Source organism: Paenarthrobacter sp. A20 (assembly GCF_024168825.1).
Lineage (GTDB): Bacteria > Actinomycetota > Actinomycetes > Actinomycetales > Micrococcaceae > Arthrobacter.
On sequence record NZ_JALJWH010000001.1, the window covers coordinates 823795 to 840340 of the forward strand.

Genomic DNA, 16546 nt, shown 5'->3' on the forward strand with positions numbered 1-16546 from the left:
CTAGCCGACCAAGTTCTCCGCCGCGCCATCCATGTGCGCGATGATCGTCTCGCGCGCCTTGGCCGCATTCCCGGTCTCAATGGCAGCGACAATGTCGTGATGCCTCCCGACACTCATGTTCCGCGTGGCGCGTTCCAACCCGGCGAACATGATGGACATCCGGATGGAGCCCTCCAGGGATTCCCACGAATGCAGCAGGGTTTCGTTTCCGGACAGGCGGCAGAGCGTGCGGTGGAACTCAAGGTCGGATTCGATCCGTTCCTCCAGGGATGACTTCGAGGCCTTCTCCATAGCGTCGACGGCGGCACGCAGCTCTGCGAGCGCGGCTTCCTTGTCCGGCATGTCACTGAGTGTCCGGGCCGCCAACGATTCCAGGACACCGCGGACGGAGAAGATGTCGCGGATTTCCTTGACGTCCAGGTGCCGCACGGACATCCTGCCCCGTGCTCCAGCGGAGATCAGGCCTTCCTGTTCCAGCTGGCGCAGGGCTTCGCGGAGCGTGCCGCGACTGATCTGCAGCATCTCGGAAAGCTCGGTTTCAACGAGGTGCCGCCCAGGCTCAAGCTCACCGCTGGTGATGGCGGTCCGCAGTGCTGCGAGCGCCTGTTCGCGCAAGCTCTTCTTCTCAAGTCCCAGGAGGGATGCGGTGGCGGCCATGGTGTGTCCTCGGTTCTATGGGCGACTGCTGACAGTCCGTTGTTAACTGTCGATACTACGGGCAGGAGTGCGGGACGGGCAGTCATGTCCGTCCCGCACTCCTGCCGGAAAGCAAAAAAGTTCAGCCGAGTTCCGCCAGCACCTTCGCCACAATTCGGTCCACGGACAGCCCGTACCGTTCGTGCAGCGTCGGCAGCGCTCCGGCGTCGAGGAATTGGTCCGGAAGTGCAATGGGAACCACGCGCTTGCCGAGACCGGCGGTGACGACGGCGGACGCAACAGTTTCGAACAGGCCGCCAACTACGGTGTGGTTCTCCAGCGTCACGGCCAGTCGGTCGGTGTTCAGCTCCGCGAGTACGGTGGCCGAGTCGAACGGCTTGATGGTGGGAGTGTGCACGACGGCGACATCCACGTTGTGGGCGGCCAGTGCCTCCGCGGCCTGCAAAGCACGCATGGTCATCAGGCCGGAGGACACGAACACCACATCGTTGCCGCCGCGCAGGACCTTGGCCTTGCCGAGTTCGAACTTATAGTCGTATTCGTCCAGGACCGTGGGCACATTGCCTCGGAGCAGGCGCAGATAAGTGGGACCTTCCGAGGCAGCAAGCTGGGGAACGGCCTGTTCGATGTCCACGGAGTCACAAGGGTCCACGATGGTCAGGTTGGGCATGCCGCGGAAGATCGCCATATCCTCGGTGGCCTGGTGGCTTGGTCCGTAACCGGTGGTCAGGCCTGGGAGGCCGCCGATGATGTTGACGTTCAGGTTCGGCTCGGCGATGTCCAGGCACAGGAAGTCGTACGCACGTCGGGCCGCGAACACTGAGTACGTTGACGCGAAGGGAATCAGCCCGGTTTCGGCCATGCCTGCTGCGGCGCCGAAGAGGAGCTGCTCGGCCATGCCCATCTGGAAGAACCGGTCCGGGAACGCCTTGGCGAAGATGTGCATGTCCGTGTATTTGCCCAGATCCGCGGTCAGGCCAACAATGCGGGAATCGGCTTCAGCAGCCTTGACCAGCGCATGGCCGAACGGGGCAGGGGTGGTCTTCTGTCCGGGGTCGGCGAAGGACGCGATCATGGCGGACGTCTTGAGCTTCGGCTTGGTGGTCACGGTGCTCATGCTGAAGCCGTCCCTTCGTATCCTGCGGTCAGCTGTTCGCGGCAGATCTGCCACTCGTTTTCTTCGATGCGCATGAAGTGCGCCTTTTCGCGGGTTTCAAGCAGCGGCACGCCGCGCCCCACCTTGGTGTCGCAGAGGATGACCGACGGCCGCCCGACGGGCGCCGCAACTGCGGCGATGTTGTCGAACGCTGCCAGCAACGCACCGACGTCGTTCCCGTCCACGCGCTGGGTGTACCAACCGAACGATTCCCACTTCTCGGTGACGGGCTCGGTGCGGAGTACGGTGTCGGTGGCGCCGTCAGCCTGGAGGGCGTTGATGTCCACCATGGCCGTCAGGTTTCCGAGCTGGTGGTGGTGCGCTCCCATGGCGGCCTCCCAGGTGGAGCCTTCATCCAGTTCGCCGTCGGAGAGGAAGTTGATCACGCGGGATGCGGCGCCCTGCAAGCGCAGCCCCAAAGCCATGCCGACGGCGATCGTCAGGCCGTGCCCCAGCGAACCGCCGGAAATTTCCATGCCGGGGGTGTACGTGGACATTCCGGACATGGGCAGGCGGGAATCGTCGGAACCGTACGTTTCAAGCTCGGCCACCGGAACGATCCCGGCTTCGGCCAGCGCTGCGTAGTGGCCGATTGCGTAGTGGCCGGTGGAGAGCAGGAACCGGTCGCGGCCTTCCCAGTGCGGGTCTTCGGCACGGTATGTGAGCTGGTCGGCGTAGACGGCGGACAGCATGTCGGCGGCGCCCAGCGCTTGGCCAACGTAGCCCTGGCCTTGGACCTCGCCCATGGTCAGGGCGTGGTGGCGGATGCGGTAGGCGGCGGCGCGGATGCGGTCCACGCGCTCGGGTTTGGGGGCTGCCACGACCGGAGCCGTTTCAACTGATGAGAGAGTCACTGGTTTCCTTCCGGAGTCGGGCGCGCACCGATGGGGAGAACGCGTCCGACGTCGAGGGGTGCTTTAGGCGTTTACCGTCTGGGGAGTTTTACTGGCGGCTTCTTCGGCGAGTTCACGCTCACGCTTGCCCCAGGTTTCTTTGGTGATCAGTGCTGCCCACAGGCCGATGGCTGCGTAGATGCTGAACAACAGGGCCGGTCCAATCCAGCCCATGCTGACGAACAGCAGGGTGGTGATGAAAGGCGTGAACCCGGAGACCATGGCGGAGATCTGGTAGGACAACGATGCACCGGAGGAGCGGGTCTTGGCTTGGAAGAGTTCCGGGAACCAGGCGCCCTGGGCGCCGGCCAGGGAGTTCTGGCAGACAGCGTAGGCGATGACGATCGTAGCGATGATCAGCAGGAAGAAGCCGGTGTTGACCAGCATGAACATCGGGATTCCGAAGACCACCGCGAAGGCAGTGGACCAGATGTAGACAGGACGGCGGCCAACCTTATCCGTCAGCTTTCCCCAGTAGTAGGTGGCGAAGATACCGATGCCGGCCGCGATGCAGAGAGCCACCAGGGTTTCCGTCTTGTCCGCCAGGTTATTGGTGTGCAGGTAGGAAATCATGTAAGTCACGGACACGGCGTAACCGGCAGTTTCAGCGATGCGGAGGCCGATGCCCCGGACAATGTTGCGCCAGTCGGTCTTGATGACCTCCACGATGGGGGACTTCACGATGTCGCCCTTGGCCTTGACGTCCTCAAACACCGGGGACTCGGGAACCTTGGAACGGATGATCAAGCCAACAGCCACCAGGACGATGCTGGCGAGGAACGGCACACGCCAGGCCCATTCGCTGCCGAGGCCAACACTGCTGAGGAAGACGAGGTTGGCGAGCAGGAGTCCAACGGGGAAGCCGGCCTGCACGATGCCCGTGAACTGACCCTTCTTCCGCCATGGTGCATGCTCGTAGCTCATCAGGATGGCACCGCCCCATTCAGCACCGAAGGCCAGGCCCTGGATGATGCGGACCAGAACCAGGAGCGCAGGCGCAAGAAGCCCCACCTGCGAGTACGTGGGCAGGAGGCCGATGGCGAAGGTTGCCAGGCCCATGAGGATGAGCGAGGCAACGAGCACCGGCTTACGGCCGAGCTTGTCGCCGAGGTGGCCGCCGATGATGCCACCCAGCGGACGGGCAGCGAAGCCGACGCCGAGGGTCGCGAAGGAGGCCAGGGTGCCAGTCACCGGGTCGGCGCCCGGGAAGAACGCTGTACCGAAGTACAGTGCAGCGGCGGTGCCGAAACCGATGAAATCGTAGGTTTCGATGACTGCGCCGACGCCGGAACCGACGGCGACGCGCTTTGCTTCCTTGGTTCCATGAACCGGACCACGCATGGTCAGAGCTTCATTGCTCATGTGTGTCTTTCCCTTTCAAAAGTGCGGCGCTTGTTCGGCAGCCCCACTGTCGACAGTCAACATAATACGTCAACTGTGACCGACGACACCAGCAATGTCAACAGTCAACCGCAAAGGTTGACTGTTGACAGTTAACGCAGCTAACGTGGTGTCCATCACTAAGGTCCCTCTCCGGCGAGGGCCCCAACTTGAGGATCAACGACGATGTTTCATCAACGACTGGGCTGCTCGTCCATCAGCTTCCGCCACCAGGATCTGGCCACCGCCCTGCACACCATGCGCGGCCTCGGCTTCGAGGAAATCGACCTCGGTGCGCTCCCGGGCGTCTGCGATCATGTGCCCTACGTCCTGGACGCCGAGGCAGTGGAGGCGGTTGCCGCCGTCGTCACTAGCTCGGGACTGCGCGTCCGATCGGTCAACGGCGACATCGGAGACCTGAACGCAACGCTCGACGCCGGTGCTCAAGTGGCGCGCGAACGGCACCTGGAAATGCTGCTCACCCTTGCGGCCAAGACCGGCGCGAAAGCCCTGGTCCTCCCGTGTGGGGCGATCGACCACGAACCAGTGAGCACGCTTGAATGCGACATGGACGCCGTGGCAGCGCAACTCATCCATGCCTCTGTTCGCGCGGCGGAGTTCGGGGTGGAGCTGTGGACGGAATCCCTGCACTTCTACCGCTTGTGCTGGAACACCGAACGCGCGCAGCTGCTCGCTGACCACCTGGCCGGGTCCGACGTCGGAATCGTCATGGACTTCAGCCACATCGTCGCCTCCGGCGGCGACCCCGTGGACTTTGTGGACCGCTTCGCTGACCGGATCAAGCACGTCCACCTTCGCGACGCCATGCCGGCCACGGAAACCGAACCGGGAAACATCAACCTCAGCATCGGCAACGGCAAGGCCAACTTCGCTGCTGGTCTCGCAGCACTGAGGGACGTTGGCTACACCGGTCACTTCTCCCTCGAACTCGAAACCCGGGATGTCACGCACGACGAACGCCCGGCCGCCGCCGCCAAAGCGGCCAGCTACATCACAGACCTCATCTAAACCGCGTTACCTCATATTCAAGGAGCACCATGACCACCATCCAGCGCACCGCCGTCCTCACCGGAGCTACCTCCGATCGCGGCATCGGCCTGACCACTGCCCGTCGCTACGCCAGCCAGGGCTGGGGCATCGTCATTTTGGACCTCGACGGCGAGAAGTCCGCCAAGGTTGCCGCCGAGATCGCCAACGAGTTCAACGTTCCGGCCTTCGGCTACGAAATCGACGTCGCCGATGAAGCGTCCGTGACCACCGCCCAGGCCGCCGTCGCCGCAGAAGTTGCCGCAGGGAACCTCCCGCCCGTCGGCGCTTTGGCCAACATCGCCGGCATCACTTCCCCCGTTCCGTTCCTGGAAACCACGCTTGAGCTGTGGCACAAGGTCATGGACGTCAACGCCACCGGCACCTACCTCGTCACCAAGGCGTTCCTGCCGGACATGATCGCCAACGGCTGGGGCCGCATCGTGAACATGTCCTCGGTCTCCGCCCAGCGCGGCGGCGGCGTGTTCGGCAAGGTTCCCTACTCCGCAGCCAAGGCAGCCATCCTCGGCTTCACCAAGGCACTCGCCCGCGAAATCGGCGAGACCGGCGTGACCGTCAACGCCATTACCCCCGGCGCCGTGGACACCAACATCCGCGTGGGCAGCACCGACGAGCAGGAAGCCGCCATCAACGCCGGCATCCCCCTGGGTCGCAACGCCACCACCGAAGAAGTGGCCGCCGTCATCACGTTCCTCTCCTCCGAGGACTCCGCCTACCTCACCGGCACCACCATCGATATCAACGGCGGCAGCCACATCCACTAATTCGAGCTGCTCGAAAGAATCCCAGGACCCACCATGACCAGAATCTTCAACGATCCCGCCGACTTTGCCGACGAAGCCCTTGCCGGTTTCTGTGACGCCCACTCGGACCTTGTCCGCCACGTGGAAGGTGGCGCAGTCCGCCGCGGCCGCCCGGCAATGCCCAAGGTCGCCGTCATCACCGGCGGCGGCTCAGGACACTACCCGGCCTTCGCCGGCATCATCGGGCCGGGCTTCGCTGACGGTGCCGTGGTGGGCAACATCTTCACCTCGCCGTCAGCGCAACAGGCCTTCTCGGTGGCCAAGGCTGCCAATTCGGGAGCCGGCGTCGTCTTCACCTACGGCAACTACGCCGGGGATGTCATGAACTTCGGCATGGCCAGCGAGCTCTTGAACGCCGAGGGCATCCCGACGGAAAACGTGCTGGTCACCGACGATATCGCCAGCGCCTCCCCCGATGAAATCGACAAGCGCCGTGGTATTGCCGGTGACTTCGCGGTCTTCAAGGTCATGGGAGCTGCCGCCGAGGCCGGGCTCGACCTGGATTCCGTGGTTCGTTTGGGGCGCAAGGCCAACAGCCTCACCAAGACCATCGGCACGGCGTTCAGCGGCTGTACCTTCCCCGGCGCCGACCAGCCGTTGTTCCGCCTTCCCGAGGGACAGATGGGTCTGGGCCTGGGCATTCACGGCGAGCCTGGACTGTTCGATACCGAGCTGCCATCCGCCGTCGAACTTGGCCAGGAACTGGTGCAGCGCGTGTTGGCCGAAACGCCCGCGGACAGCTCTACCCGCCTCGCCGTGATCCTCAACGGTCTGGGTTCCACCAAGCACGAGGAATTGTTCGTCCTCTGGCGCACTGTGGCTCCACTGCTCCGCGAGGCCGGCTACACCCTGGTCATGCCCGAGGTGGGCGAGCTGGTGACCAGCCTGGACATGGCCGGCGCTTCACTGACGCTGACCTGGCTGGACGAAGAGCTGGAGCAGTACTGGACCGCGCCGGCTCTGACACCGGCGTACCGTCGGGGTGCTGTGGGCTTTGATGTTGCTTCCGCTGGCGCGGAAGAAGCGGAGCTGGATACCGCCGCTGCGGCCGACTACTCCTCCACAGACGAGTCCCGCGCCTACGCCGCACAGTGCCTCAAGGCGCTGGACACCACCTCGGCCTTGCTGCGCGTCTCTGAGGCCATGCTGGGCGACATGGATGCAATCGCCGGCGACGGTGATCACGGCCGTGGAATGGTTCGTGGGTCCGCCGCGGCCGACCAGGCCGCAGCCGTCGCCTTTGAACGCGGCGCAGGAGCGGGCTCACTGCTGATCGCCGCTGGCGACGCGTGGGCAGACAAGGCCGGCGGAACCTCCGGCGTCCTGTGGGGTGCCGGGCTACGCGCCTTTGGCGAACGGTTGGGAGACGCAGAGACCCCGACGCCGGACGTCCTCGCCGAGTCTGTCCGCGCCTTCGCGGACCGCATCGCGAGCCTCGGCAAGGCCGAAATCGGCGATAAAACAATGATGGATGCGCTGCTGCCGTTCGCCTCCTCACTGGAGGAACGCGTCGCTGCGGGCACCCATGCGGAGCAGGCGTGGGCAGCCGCGGCAGCGGACGCCACCCGGGCCGCTGCCTCCACCGCGGAACTTCGCCCCCTGAAGGGACGCGCCAGGCCCTTGGCCGAGAAGAGCATCGGTACGCCGGATCCCGGGGCGACGTCGCTCGCCATGGTGTTTGCCGCCGTCGGGCCTCACTTCACTGCCGTTCCCGTTGCAGCAACCACCTAGGAGAATCTCATGCGCATCATTGTGGGCGCCGACGAAGCCGGCGTTGAATACAAAGACCGAATCCTGGCCGACCTTGAGGCTGATTCACGGATCACTGAAGTGATCGACATCGGAGTGAACCGCGCCGACGAGGACTTCACCAGGCCCTACCCATATGTGGGCATCGCCGCCGGTGAGATGATCCGCGACGGCAAGGCCGACCGCGCCATCCTGTTCTGCGGTACGGGGATCGGCGTGGCCATCGCAGCGAACAAGGTTCCCGGCATCAGGGCCACAGCTGCCCATGACTCGTTCTCCGTTGAGCGCTCCATCCTGTCCAACGACTGCCAGGTCCTCACCATGGGCCAGCGTGTTGTGGGCGTGGAGTTGGCCCGCAGGCTGGCCAAGGAGTGGATCGGCTACGCGTTCGATCCGTCGTCCGGTTCGGCGGCGAAGGTGAAAGTGCTGAGCGACTTCGAGGGCTGCTGAAACCCTCTTGCTGGCGCGAAAAAGGCCGCACAGGCGGGTAAGGCTCCTACCTGTGCGGCCTGTCGATGCTAGAACTACTTGATCAGCGCGGCTGCCTGGTCCATCAGGGCGCCGGCTGCTTCCGGCCCGCCGGCCACACCCTCACTGGCGGACGCCGTGGCGGAGATCAGGACACCATCTTTAACCGCATGGGCAATAAAGATTGCGCCGACTCTTCCGTCCGGGAGGGCCATGACGGTCTTGAAACCCACTGTTCCGGGTACGTTGCCCACGCCTTCGACCTTCTGAGTAGAGGTGGTGAGCGTTTCCCCTTCAGCGGAGTACGACACCTTCTTGCACTCCTCCGCCTGGGATTTGCTCTTCTCCACATCGTCGTGGAGACGCGCAGCATCGACGCCGGAGGTCATTGACACACTGCTGATAAAACCGTTGGCTTTGGTCCGGGTTGTGCCGGCCGCCGTGGAACCGTCGATGGTGCGCGGCGCCCCCAGCAAGAAAGGATCCTTGCAGGCCGCTGGTTCGATGGTGGCTCCTGCGAAACCCTTAACCACCGAGGCATACTGCGCCAACAGCTCGTCGCCGGAGAGTACGGCGGGGCTGGTGCCATCCGCCAGTTTGACCTGCCCAACGAGGCTTATGAGCTCTTCCTTGGTGTACTGCTTCTCGGGCGTCGGCGTCGAAGTGGACGCCCCGCTGGATTGCGACGACGCTGGTTCTGGAGATGCCGTAGCCCCACCGCACGCAGTCAATGCCACAACCATCAATGCCGTTGCCCCGATTCCGGGCAGCAAATGCTTCTTCATGTATTTCCCCAATAACTTTAGAAATGCCCGCGCACGCGGGGCAGGGACCACACTACCGCCAAGGGGTGCCTGCGCGGGAACCGGGACCGGGCGGCCTAGAAGCCGCCGCCGCCAGCACCCGAATCGCCTGCCATATTGGCAAACCGCGAGTAGTGGCCCTGGAACGCGACAACGATGTCCTTGGTGGGGCCGTTACGGTGCTTGGCGATCAGGATGTCAGCTTCACCGGCACGCGGCGACTCTTTGTCGTAGACGTCTTCACGGTGGAGCAGGATGACCATGTCGGCGTCCTGCTCGATGGAGCCTGATTCACGAAGGTCGGACACCATGGGGCGCTTGTCCTGGCGCTGCTCGGAACCACGGTTCAGCTGTGACAGCGCGATGACGGGAACCTGGAGTTCCTTGGCGAGCAGCTTGAGGGCACGCGAGAACTCGGAAACTTCCTGCTGGCGGGACTCCACCTTTTTGCCGGAGCTCATGAGCTGGAGGTAGTCGAGGATCACGAGCTTGAGGTCGTGCTGCTGCTTCAGGCGGCGGCACTTGGCCCGGATCTCCATGAGCGACATGTTGGGGCTGTCATCGATGAACAGCGGAGCATCGTTCATGCGACCCATCGTGGTGGCGATCTTGGACCATTGCTCGTCCTTGATGGTGCCCTTGCGGAGGTCCTGCAAGCCAATGGTGGCTTCTGCTGAGAGAAGACGCATGGCGATCTCGTTCCGGCCCATTTCCAAGGAGAACATGACCGTGGCCAGGTTGTTCTTGATGGCTGCGGAACGGGCGAAGTCCAGCGCGAACGTGGACTTACCCACGGCCGGACGGGCGGCGATAACAATCATCTGGCCGGGGTGGAGGCCGTGCGTCAGTTCGTCCAGCTCGTAGAAACCGGTGGGAACACCGGTCATGCCTTCGCCACGGTGGCCCGACGCCTCGATCTCGTCCACGGTGGATTCCATGACGTCCTTCAACGCCACGTAGTCCTCTGCCGTGCGCTTTTCAGCCACCGCGTAGACCTCAGCCTGCGCCTGGTTGACCAGGTCTTCCACTTCGCCGTCCTGGCCGTAGCCCATCTGGACGATCTTGGTGCCTGCATTAACGAGGCGGCGCAGCACTGCCCGCTCGGCGACGATCTCGGCGTAGTAGCCGGCGTTGGCCGCGGTAGGGACGGTCTGGATGAGCTCGTGAAGGTAGGCGGGACCGCCGATCCTGTTGATCTCGCCGCGCTTGGTCAGTTCATCCGAGACGGTGACGGCGTCCGCGGGTTCGCCACGACCGTAGAGGTCAATGATGGATTCGTAGATGGTCTCGTGGGCGGGACGGTAGAAGTCATGCCCGCGGACGATTTCGACGACATCGGCGATCGCGTCCTTGGACAGCATCATGCCGCCAAGTACCGACTGTTCAGCGGGGATGTCCTGGGGAGGTTTCCGGCTCGAGTCCGAAGCGCGTGTGCCCTCGATTGAGTCCAAGTGCGTAACTGACAAAGCCGTCCTCCATTTTGTGTTCCGCTGCAGGGGTTAACTCCCTGGCGGACCGTAAAGCGCAGTGTGTGGCTTACGGAGTCCGCCTAGTGTCTCTGACGATGTCAGGGAGGGCAGACAAAATAACAGTCCGTATCCACAAGTTATCCACAGCTCATTTTCCGGGTCCGCTACCAGCGGCGGTTTTCGCGGGCTCCGGGAAACACAACAGGGGATATTCGCATCCGAAATGGACACTCCAGACACGTTACAGCAGGCGCCGGACACCCCCTGTGGAAAAGCTGTGGAATACCAGCCCCACGTTGTGCACAGACTGTGCGTTACCCTGTGGATAGAGAAATTCTTTTGGCGGCAACTAGGCCCTGACCTGCGGAAACACACTTCACAAGCTGTGGACTAAAGAAAGATTCCCGGGAAATTCATCCACAGCCGCAACCCTGCAACGGGCCTCGACACGAGTCGGAAGCACCCCAAACATGCCGCAAATGTGATGCATCTAACAAAGAGTGCCTTAATTTGACACTAACCTCTCAGAAGCCTATGCCGGAAGTGGAATGTGCTGTGGATAACCAACTTCTGGCATAAGCTCTAGGCATGGGGATCAACTTTGGTGACGTGCTGACGATTGCCCTTCCACTGCTCGTCCTCGTTGGCCTGCTGTGGGCGCTCACGGCGGCCTTCAAACCACGCGATACCGGCGTCTCGGACGCCGAGAGATATCAGCGCGAACTCGCGGCCCGTTCTGCTGCGCACCAAGCTTCCCAGGTGCAGGAGGCGCTGGCCCTGCGCGCCCGGATCGAAGCCACCACCAAGCCGAGCCAGAACGAGGCCAGCCACAGGGAGCAGGCGGAGAACACCAGGACAGCAATCGCGGCTCAAGCTGCACGGTCCCACGCGGCCGGCCAAACGGGTCATCAGCCGGCTGTACTTCCCAATGGGCAACTGAACCCACAGCTTGCTTTCGAGCTGCAAAACCTGGTCCGCAGTGGGAAGAAGATCGAAGCCATCAAGGTCCTGCGCCAAGCCACCCACTCAGACCTGCTCACCGCCAAGAACTACGTAGATCGGCTCTGAAAACGCCATGGATTCCATCCTTATCCCGCTCCTGATCCTCATTGCGGTCATTGCGGGCGTGCTACTGCTGATGCGCTCCTTCTCCAAGCGCTCTGCTGAAACCAAAGCCGGCGTCACAGCCGCGAATGCGCCGAAGGATCCCGTGGAGTTGGCCAGGGAATCGGCGGCCAAGCTCAACCAGGAACAACACCGCCAGCTCTACTCCCTTATCGCGCGGGGACAGGGCATGGCAGCGATCAAGCTTTACCTTCAAGCCACCGGTGAAGGCCTGCGCGCGTCACGTGACGCCGTGGGTGCCCTGGCTGCACATCCCCAACCGTTCACGCCGGAGGCGCCCGGCAAGGATCTGCTGGCGGACGATGATGACGAACCGGAACGCTTCCCCTACCGGTACCGGGCCATCGTCAGCAAGGGCGAGGTGACGCGGGAAGTGAGCAGCAACATGCTCAATGACGAGATCTACGGACGAATCCGGACCCTCGCCAAGAGCGGTGACGTTGAGGGCGCAGCCGTTGCCTTGACGCGCCACTCAGACATCACCATCAAGCAGGCCCGCGAGTTCATCGAACTGTTGGACGACTAGGAAACCTAGAAGTCGAACAAGTCGCCCAGGAAGCCTTCCTTCTTCTTGCGCTTGCGGCCGTACCCGTCGCGATCGTTGCCTTCACGACGGTCGTAATCCCGCCGGTCATAGTCGCGCCTGTCCCTGTCGTCATAACGGGGCTGCTGCGGACGGGACTCGAACGGGTTGTAGAGGGGCGGCGGCGCGATCGGAGGCTGTGACGGCGCAGCCGCGGGACGGACGGGGGCGGGGACGGTTTCGGCCGCGACGCGATCGATGATCTTGTCCAACTCACCGCGATCCAGCCAAACACCCCTGCATTGCGGGCAGTAGTCGATCTCTACGCCGCTTCGCTCGCTCATCACCAGGTCAATGGAATCCACAGGACACTTCATGTTTGCCCCAACGATCGGCCCCGGCAAATAGTTCGGAGTGACCAACGGCCGGGATTCATACAGCGGCAGGACCCGCATGCATACTGAACGGATGATCCACCCGGACGTTGCCGAAGCGCAGCAGCTCATGCACATGCTTGGAAGAGAGTGCTCCCTCCCCGTTCCCGAGGAGGACAACGCCGAGTACGGTGCCGCAACCGCCACCAGCGGCACGGCACTGATCCGCTTCCGGGTTGGCAAGCTCACGCCCACCAAGGTGGGGCTCTTCGTTGCGGTGTGGCGGCGTTCGGCTGCCGGCGGTACGGAACCCTTCCCGGCGGACGGCCCTTCCGCCGACCCGGGAGACACCTTGGTGGTCTCAGCCCGGGAAGCGGAAAACTCCGGTCACTTTGTCTTTCCCCTGTCCGCGTTGGTCGATCACGGAATTGGTTCCGTCGACGGCATCGGCGGTAAGCGTGGATTCCGGGTCTATCCCCCGTGGTCCTTGACGTCGAACCGTCAGGCAAGGAAGACCCAGGGGTGGCAGAGCGAGTATTTCCATGCTTCCGTTGAAGACGGACTACCTGCCCGCTGAGATCCCGGCCAGCAACTGCTCGAACGGCAGTGACTCAAGCGCGTCGGTCTTCCGGTTCGGCTGGGGCCCACTGAGCAACTGCACCAGTTCACCCGCCGCACGGTCCACGCGCGCCGAGAGGGGCGAGCCGCCGTCGTCGGTGTTTCCCCAGTCCTGGGGGCCCGCGAAGACGCCGGTGGCCGTAATCCTGGTGCGCAGGTAGGTGAACAAGGGGCGCATGGCGTAATCGAGGACCATCTGGTGACGATCGGTGCCGCCGGTGGCGCCCAGCAGGACGGCCTTACCGTCCAGCGATTTCGGGTCCAGCACGTCAATGAACGACTTGAAGAGTCCGCTGTAGGAGGCGCTGAAGACGGGGCTGACGGCGATGATGGCATCGGAATCGTCGACGCCGGCAATCACCTCGGCGAGGCGGGGCGCGGCATAGCCGGTGACGAAGTTGTTGGCGATATCCACGGCGAGGTCCCGCAGTTCAACGACGTCGATCTTCGCGTCGTACCCTGCCGCCCGCAGCTGCCGCTCGGTCGAAGCGGCCAGCTGATCGGCCAGCAGGCGGCTCGACGAGGGGACACCGAGTCCGGCGGAAAGGACGGTGATGCGGCGGGTTTCCATGGCATTCTCCTGTTGCTCGTTCATCCAGCTTACATGCATTTGCATCTAAATCAATGAACAGGGGCGTGCCCGCAAGTATTCCCGGAAGCCCTTAGCTCCCCTCCAGCTGCGTCAGGAACGACACCGTTGCGGCGGCAATCTGCGCCTGGGCGACGTCGCGACCCACGGTGGCTTCGCCGTCGCCGGGCTGTGGTCCATAGCTTCCGAAGAATGCGTGGTTTCCGCCCTGAATCTCCACAAAGGTGGCGTCCAAGGGCAGCAGCTCGCGGGAGGCGTCGATCTTCTCCGGCGTGCTGAGGCCGTCTTCCGAGCCCGAAATGGACATGACCTTCAGCCCTGCGCGGTCACGCATGGAATCCAGGGGGTAGGAGGCGTACAGCAGCAGGCCATCGACATCCTGGTTGCCCACAGCGAACGAACTTGCACTGACGCCGCCCAGCGAGTGCCCGCCAACCGCCCACGAGGAGATCTCCGGATGGGCGGCCATGGCGCCACGTGCCTGGTTTCCGTCCAGCAAGCTCAGATTCAGGGGCGTTTTGAGGATCACCACCAGGAAACCGGCATCCACCGCCGGCCGCAGGATGTCCGCGTAGGCCCGCGCCTCGACCCGGGCGCCGGGGTAGAACACGAGACCCCGGCTGGCCTGCCCGCCTTCGGGAGTCATGACAATCGCCGTCGTCTCTTCAACCACCGAAGCCTTGGAAGATGGTCCGGCCGTAGCACCTTGCTGGTAAGCGAAGGGATTCAGCCACACCAGCATGGCCACCAGCGCCAGCACGGCTACGCGCCCGGCCCATGCGCCAATGGACCGCAGCACCGAACGCTTCCGGAATGTGCGGCGGCCACGCCACAGCAGGACGCCCCAGAGCAGTCCGACGACGACGGCAGTCACCAACAGTGCGGGCAGCAACGGGTGTCCGCGCAGGACGGCGGGGTTCCCGAGCAACATCCATGGGGGAGCTAGGACCAACGCCCCAATGCATAGTGCGGATGCCCAGAAGAGGGCGGGCTGGCGCGTGGCGGGGGGTGCCTCAACGGACGAAGTCATACCCCAATAATAGTTCCATCATGGAGATACTTTGAACAATTGATTTGGGCAGCCCCGTGACTACCGTCGCGGTGCGTGGACGGACAGGAAGGCGAACGTTTTGTCACGCGCCTCCCGCGCCTCGTCAAAGTTCAAGTGGAACTGGTACTCATGCGGCAGCTCAGGCTCATGGTTCGCAGGCCAGAACAGCTCCGTCACAGGAACGCCGGCGTCCTTGAGGCGGTTGCTGTACGGAACGGACTGGAGCCAGGTGAGCCCGTCGCCGTTGCCGCCGCTGATGAATGTCGGCGGGAAGTCGTCGGTGACGAAGTCGATGGTGGACATGGTGGCTCCGGCATAGGTAGCGGACCAGTCCTTGGTGCCCGTGTAGGCCCACAGGGACGTCTTGAAGCCCCAGGCGACGATGCCACTCAGGTCCGCCATGGCCCGGAGATCGTACACGCCGCAATGCAGAATGGTGGCCGCGAGATCCGACTTCTGGAGAGCGGGCTGGATTCCCATCAGGTTGGCGTACTCAGGGTTCACGGTGAGCGTGGCCATCTGGCTCGCGAGCTGGGCACCTGCAGAGTCGCCTGCCAGGACGATGCGACTGGTGTCCACGTTGAGTTCGGCAGCATGAGACTTTATGTACGCCAGGGCCTCGTTGATGTCCCGCACGGCTGTGGGATACGTGGCCTCGGGAGCGATCGGATAGCTCATGCCGATGGTGGTGTATCCCTCGGCAGCAAGTATCTGCAGGTACGGATTCACATCGCGTTGCGCCCCGGAAATCCATGCGCCCCCGTGAATCCACACCACTGTTGGAAGCGGGGCGGTGGTCCCTTCGGGGCTGAAAACATCGAAGGTGGACCCGGGCTTGTAGACCACGCCCGCCTGGGTTTGCAGTGGCGCATCGGGAACGTAGGGCGTCATTTCGTCGATGGTCGCCTGGGCCCCGCGCTCAAAAACGCTGCGGATCAGCATCGCCGAAGGCCATGGAGTAGCGGAAAGGGCAAGAAGGACAACCAGCACCAACAGGATCGCCAGGTCCAGCTTCTTCAGCCGTGAAGACCGTTTGCGGGTCGAACGCGAACGGCCATTCAAACCCGAGCCCACCGATCGGTCCCGTTTCTCGCTGGCTTGGATCGATTCCAACGGCCCCATCACACACACTCCCCCAGTCGGCGCATCCTTGGACCCATGCTAAGGCCGCCAAAGCGTTTCCCGAGGTCAGTCCCGCGGTCGCGCCGCCATCAGCAGGACCCCTTCGCCGCCGTCGAACGTTACGGTGTGAAAGCCAGCGCCCCGCGCGACCTCCCGGAATCCCCACCTCCGATGCAGGGCCAATGAGGCCGCATTGCGGGCGTTGACCACATACCAGGCTTCTTCAGCCTGCTCCCAAATCCAGCCCAGCCGGACGGCAGTCAACTCCGCCGCGAGCCCCCTTCGTCGGAAATCCGGCCTTACGGTGACGCCACCCAAGTAGTGACCGGCCAGCGCGAGACCGTCCGGGTAGTCCCAAAAATGCGTCTTGGCCCAACCCACGACGCCGGACCCGCCTTCCGCGTTCGCGTCATCGTGCGCTTCGGCCACCACGACGAGGCGGGCGGGGTCAGCGACCGCTGCACTGATACCCGCGGCGAACCGCTCAGCGTCAGCGGATGAAGTGCGCCCGGCTTCCAAATCCGCGGCGAGGATGCCCGCCACGTCGGAAGAGTCGGCGGGACGGATAGTGAAGTCCATCGGTTCAGTCTAATTTGCCAAAAATGCTTGCATTATGGGTTCAAACTCATAATATGGGATCGGGGATATGGCTTGCCTCACGGTGCGCATCAGATTCAGCCTTCACAGTGGACGGCCCA

18 protein-coding genes are annotated in these 16546 nt (G+C 63.4%); 7 read left to right on the forward strand and 11 right to left on the reverse strand.

What is annotated here, in order from left to right:
- The 4 genes from J3D46_RS03950 to J3D46_RS03965 all read right to left on the reverse strand — a co-directional run bounded on the left by J3D46_RS03950 (position 1) and on the right by J3D46_RS03965 (position 4068).
- Complete coding sequence (locus J3D46_RS03950) at positions 1-657, reverse strand: GntR family transcriptional regulator (protein WP_231342601.1); 657 nt, start codon at positions 655-657, stop codon at positions 1-3.
- A 121-nt stretch (positions 658-778) separates the two neighbouring features.
- Positions 779-1774: a transketolase family protein gene (locus J3D46_RS03955; protein ID WP_253465187.1), complete on the reverse strand. Its 996-nt coding sequence runs from the start codon at positions 1772-1774 to the stop codon at positions 779-781.
- A complete protein-coding gene (locus J3D46_RS03960) occupies positions 1771-2667 on the reverse strand; it encodes a transketolase (RefSeq protein WP_253465191.1) in 897 nt (298 codons plus the stop codon). The genes J3D46_RS03955 and J3D46_RS03960 overlap by 4 nt, the downstream gene beginning before the upstream one ends.
- A gap of 63 nt (positions 2668-2730) precedes the next feature.
- Positions 2731-4068, reverse strand: coding sequence for an MFS transporter (locus J3D46_RS03965; protein WP_231341481.1), 1338 nt, complete (start codon positions 4066-4068; stop codon positions 2731-2733).
- 204 nt (positions 4069-4272) lie between these two features.
- Between J3D46_RS03965 and J3D46_RS03970 the strand changes: the two genes are divergently transcribed.
- From J3D46_RS03970 to J3D46_RS03985, 4 genes are read left to right on the forward strand one after another with little or no spacing between them, the layout of a single operon-like run.
- Positions 4273-5115 (forward strand): sugar phosphate isomerase/epimerase, encoded by an 843-nt coding sequence (locus tag J3D46_RS03970; RefSeq protein WP_253465194.1) that lies wholly within the window; start codon positions 4273-4275, stop codon positions 5113-5115.
- Positions 5116-5144: 29 nt separating this feature from the next.
- On the forward strand, positions 5145-5918 hold the full coding sequence (locus tag J3D46_RS03975; protein ID WP_253465197.1) for an SDR family NAD(P)-dependent oxidoreductase: 774 nt from the start codon (positions 5145-5147) through the stop codon (positions 5916-5918).
- 33 nt (positions 5919-5951) lie between these two features.
- On the forward strand, positions 5952-7688 hold the full coding sequence (locus J3D46_RS03980; RefSeq protein ID WP_253465200.1) for a dihydroxyacetone kinase family protein: 1737 nt from the start codon (positions 5952-5954) through the stop codon (positions 7686-7688).
- 9 nt (positions 7689-7697) lie between these two features.
- Positions 7698-8156: a ribose-5-phosphate isomerase gene (locus J3D46_RS03985; protein ID WP_231341477.1), complete on the forward strand. Its 459-nt coding sequence runs from the start codon at positions 7698-7700 to the stop codon at positions 8154-8156.
- A gap of 74 nt (positions 8157-8230) precedes the next feature.
- Here the strand turns inward: J3D46_RS03985 and J3D46_RS03990 are convergent, their stop codons facing one another.
- Positions 8231-8959: a hypothetical protein gene (locus J3D46_RS03990; protein ID WP_253465203.1), complete on the reverse strand. Its 729-nt coding sequence runs from the start codon at positions 8957-8959 to the stop codon at positions 8231-8233.
- Between the two features lie 95 nt (positions 8960-9054).
- Positions 9055-10443, reverse strand: a complete 1389-nt coding sequence (gene dnaB, locus J3D46_RS03995) for a replicative DNA helicase (RefSeq protein WP_026541078.1) — start codon at positions 10441-10443, stop codon at positions 9055-9057.
- A gap of 597 nt (positions 10444-11040) precedes the next feature.
- Here dnaB and J3D46_RS04000 point away from each other — a divergent pair.
- Positions 11041-11514: a hypothetical protein gene (locus tag J3D46_RS04000; RefSeq protein ID WP_159700659.1), complete on the forward strand. Its 474-nt coding sequence runs from the start codon at positions 11041-11043 to the stop codon at positions 11512-11514.
- A gap of 7 nt (positions 11515-11521) precedes the next feature.
- Positions 11522-12097: a hypothetical protein gene (locus J3D46_RS04005; protein ID WP_231341475.1), complete on the forward strand. Its 576-nt coding sequence runs from the start codon at positions 11522-11524 to the stop codon at positions 12095-12097.
- Positions 12098-12102: 5 nt separating this feature from the next.
- Here J3D46_RS04005 and J3D46_RS04010 read toward each other — a convergent pair whose 3' ends face one another.
- Positions 12103-12459 carry a zf-TFIIB domain-containing protein gene (locus J3D46_RS04010; protein ID WP_231341474.1) on the reverse strand — a complete coding sequence of 119 codons (357 nt, stop codon included), beginning with the start codon at positions 12457-12459 and terminating at the stop codon, positions 12103-12105.
- 88 nt (positions 12460-12547) lie between these two features.
- Here J3D46_RS04010 and J3D46_RS04015 point away from each other — a divergent pair, with 88 nt between their 5' ends.
- On the forward strand, positions 12548-13045 hold the full coding sequence (locus J3D46_RS04015; protein ID WP_253465205.1) for a MepB family protein: 498 nt from the start codon (positions 12548-12550) through the stop codon (positions 13043-13045).
- On the opposite strand, the gene J3D46_RS04020 is transcribed toward J3D46_RS04015, so the two are convergent.
- The 4 genes from J3D46_RS04020 to J3D46_RS04035 all read right to left on the reverse strand — a co-directional run bounded on the left by J3D46_RS04020 (position 13031) and on the right by J3D46_RS04035 (position 16427).
- Positions 13031-13657, reverse strand: coding sequence for an FMN reductase (locus J3D46_RS04020; RefSeq protein WP_231341484.1), 627 nt, complete (start codon positions 13655-13657; stop codon positions 13031-13033). The two genes, J3D46_RS04015 and J3D46_RS04020, sit on opposite strands and share 15 nt — an antisense overlap.
- A 91-nt stretch (positions 13658-13748) precedes the next feature.
- Positions 13749-14705 (reverse strand): alpha/beta hydrolase, encoded by a 957-nt coding sequence (locus J3D46_RS04025; protein ID WP_253465207.1) that lies wholly within the window; start codon positions 14703-14705, stop codon positions 13749-13751.
- A 60-nt stretch (positions 14706-14765) separates the two neighbouring features.
- A complete protein-coding gene (locus tag J3D46_RS04030) occupies positions 14766-15848 on the reverse strand; it encodes an alpha/beta hydrolase (protein ID WP_253465209.1) in 1083 nt (360 codons plus the stop codon).
- Positions 15849-15914: 66 nt separating this feature from the next.
- On the reverse strand, positions 15915-16427 hold the full coding sequence (locus J3D46_RS04035; RefSeq protein WP_253465211.1) for a GNAT family N-acetyltransferase: 513 nt from the start codon (positions 16425-16427) through the stop codon (positions 15915-15917).
- Positions 16428-16546 lie beyond the last annotated feature (119 nt).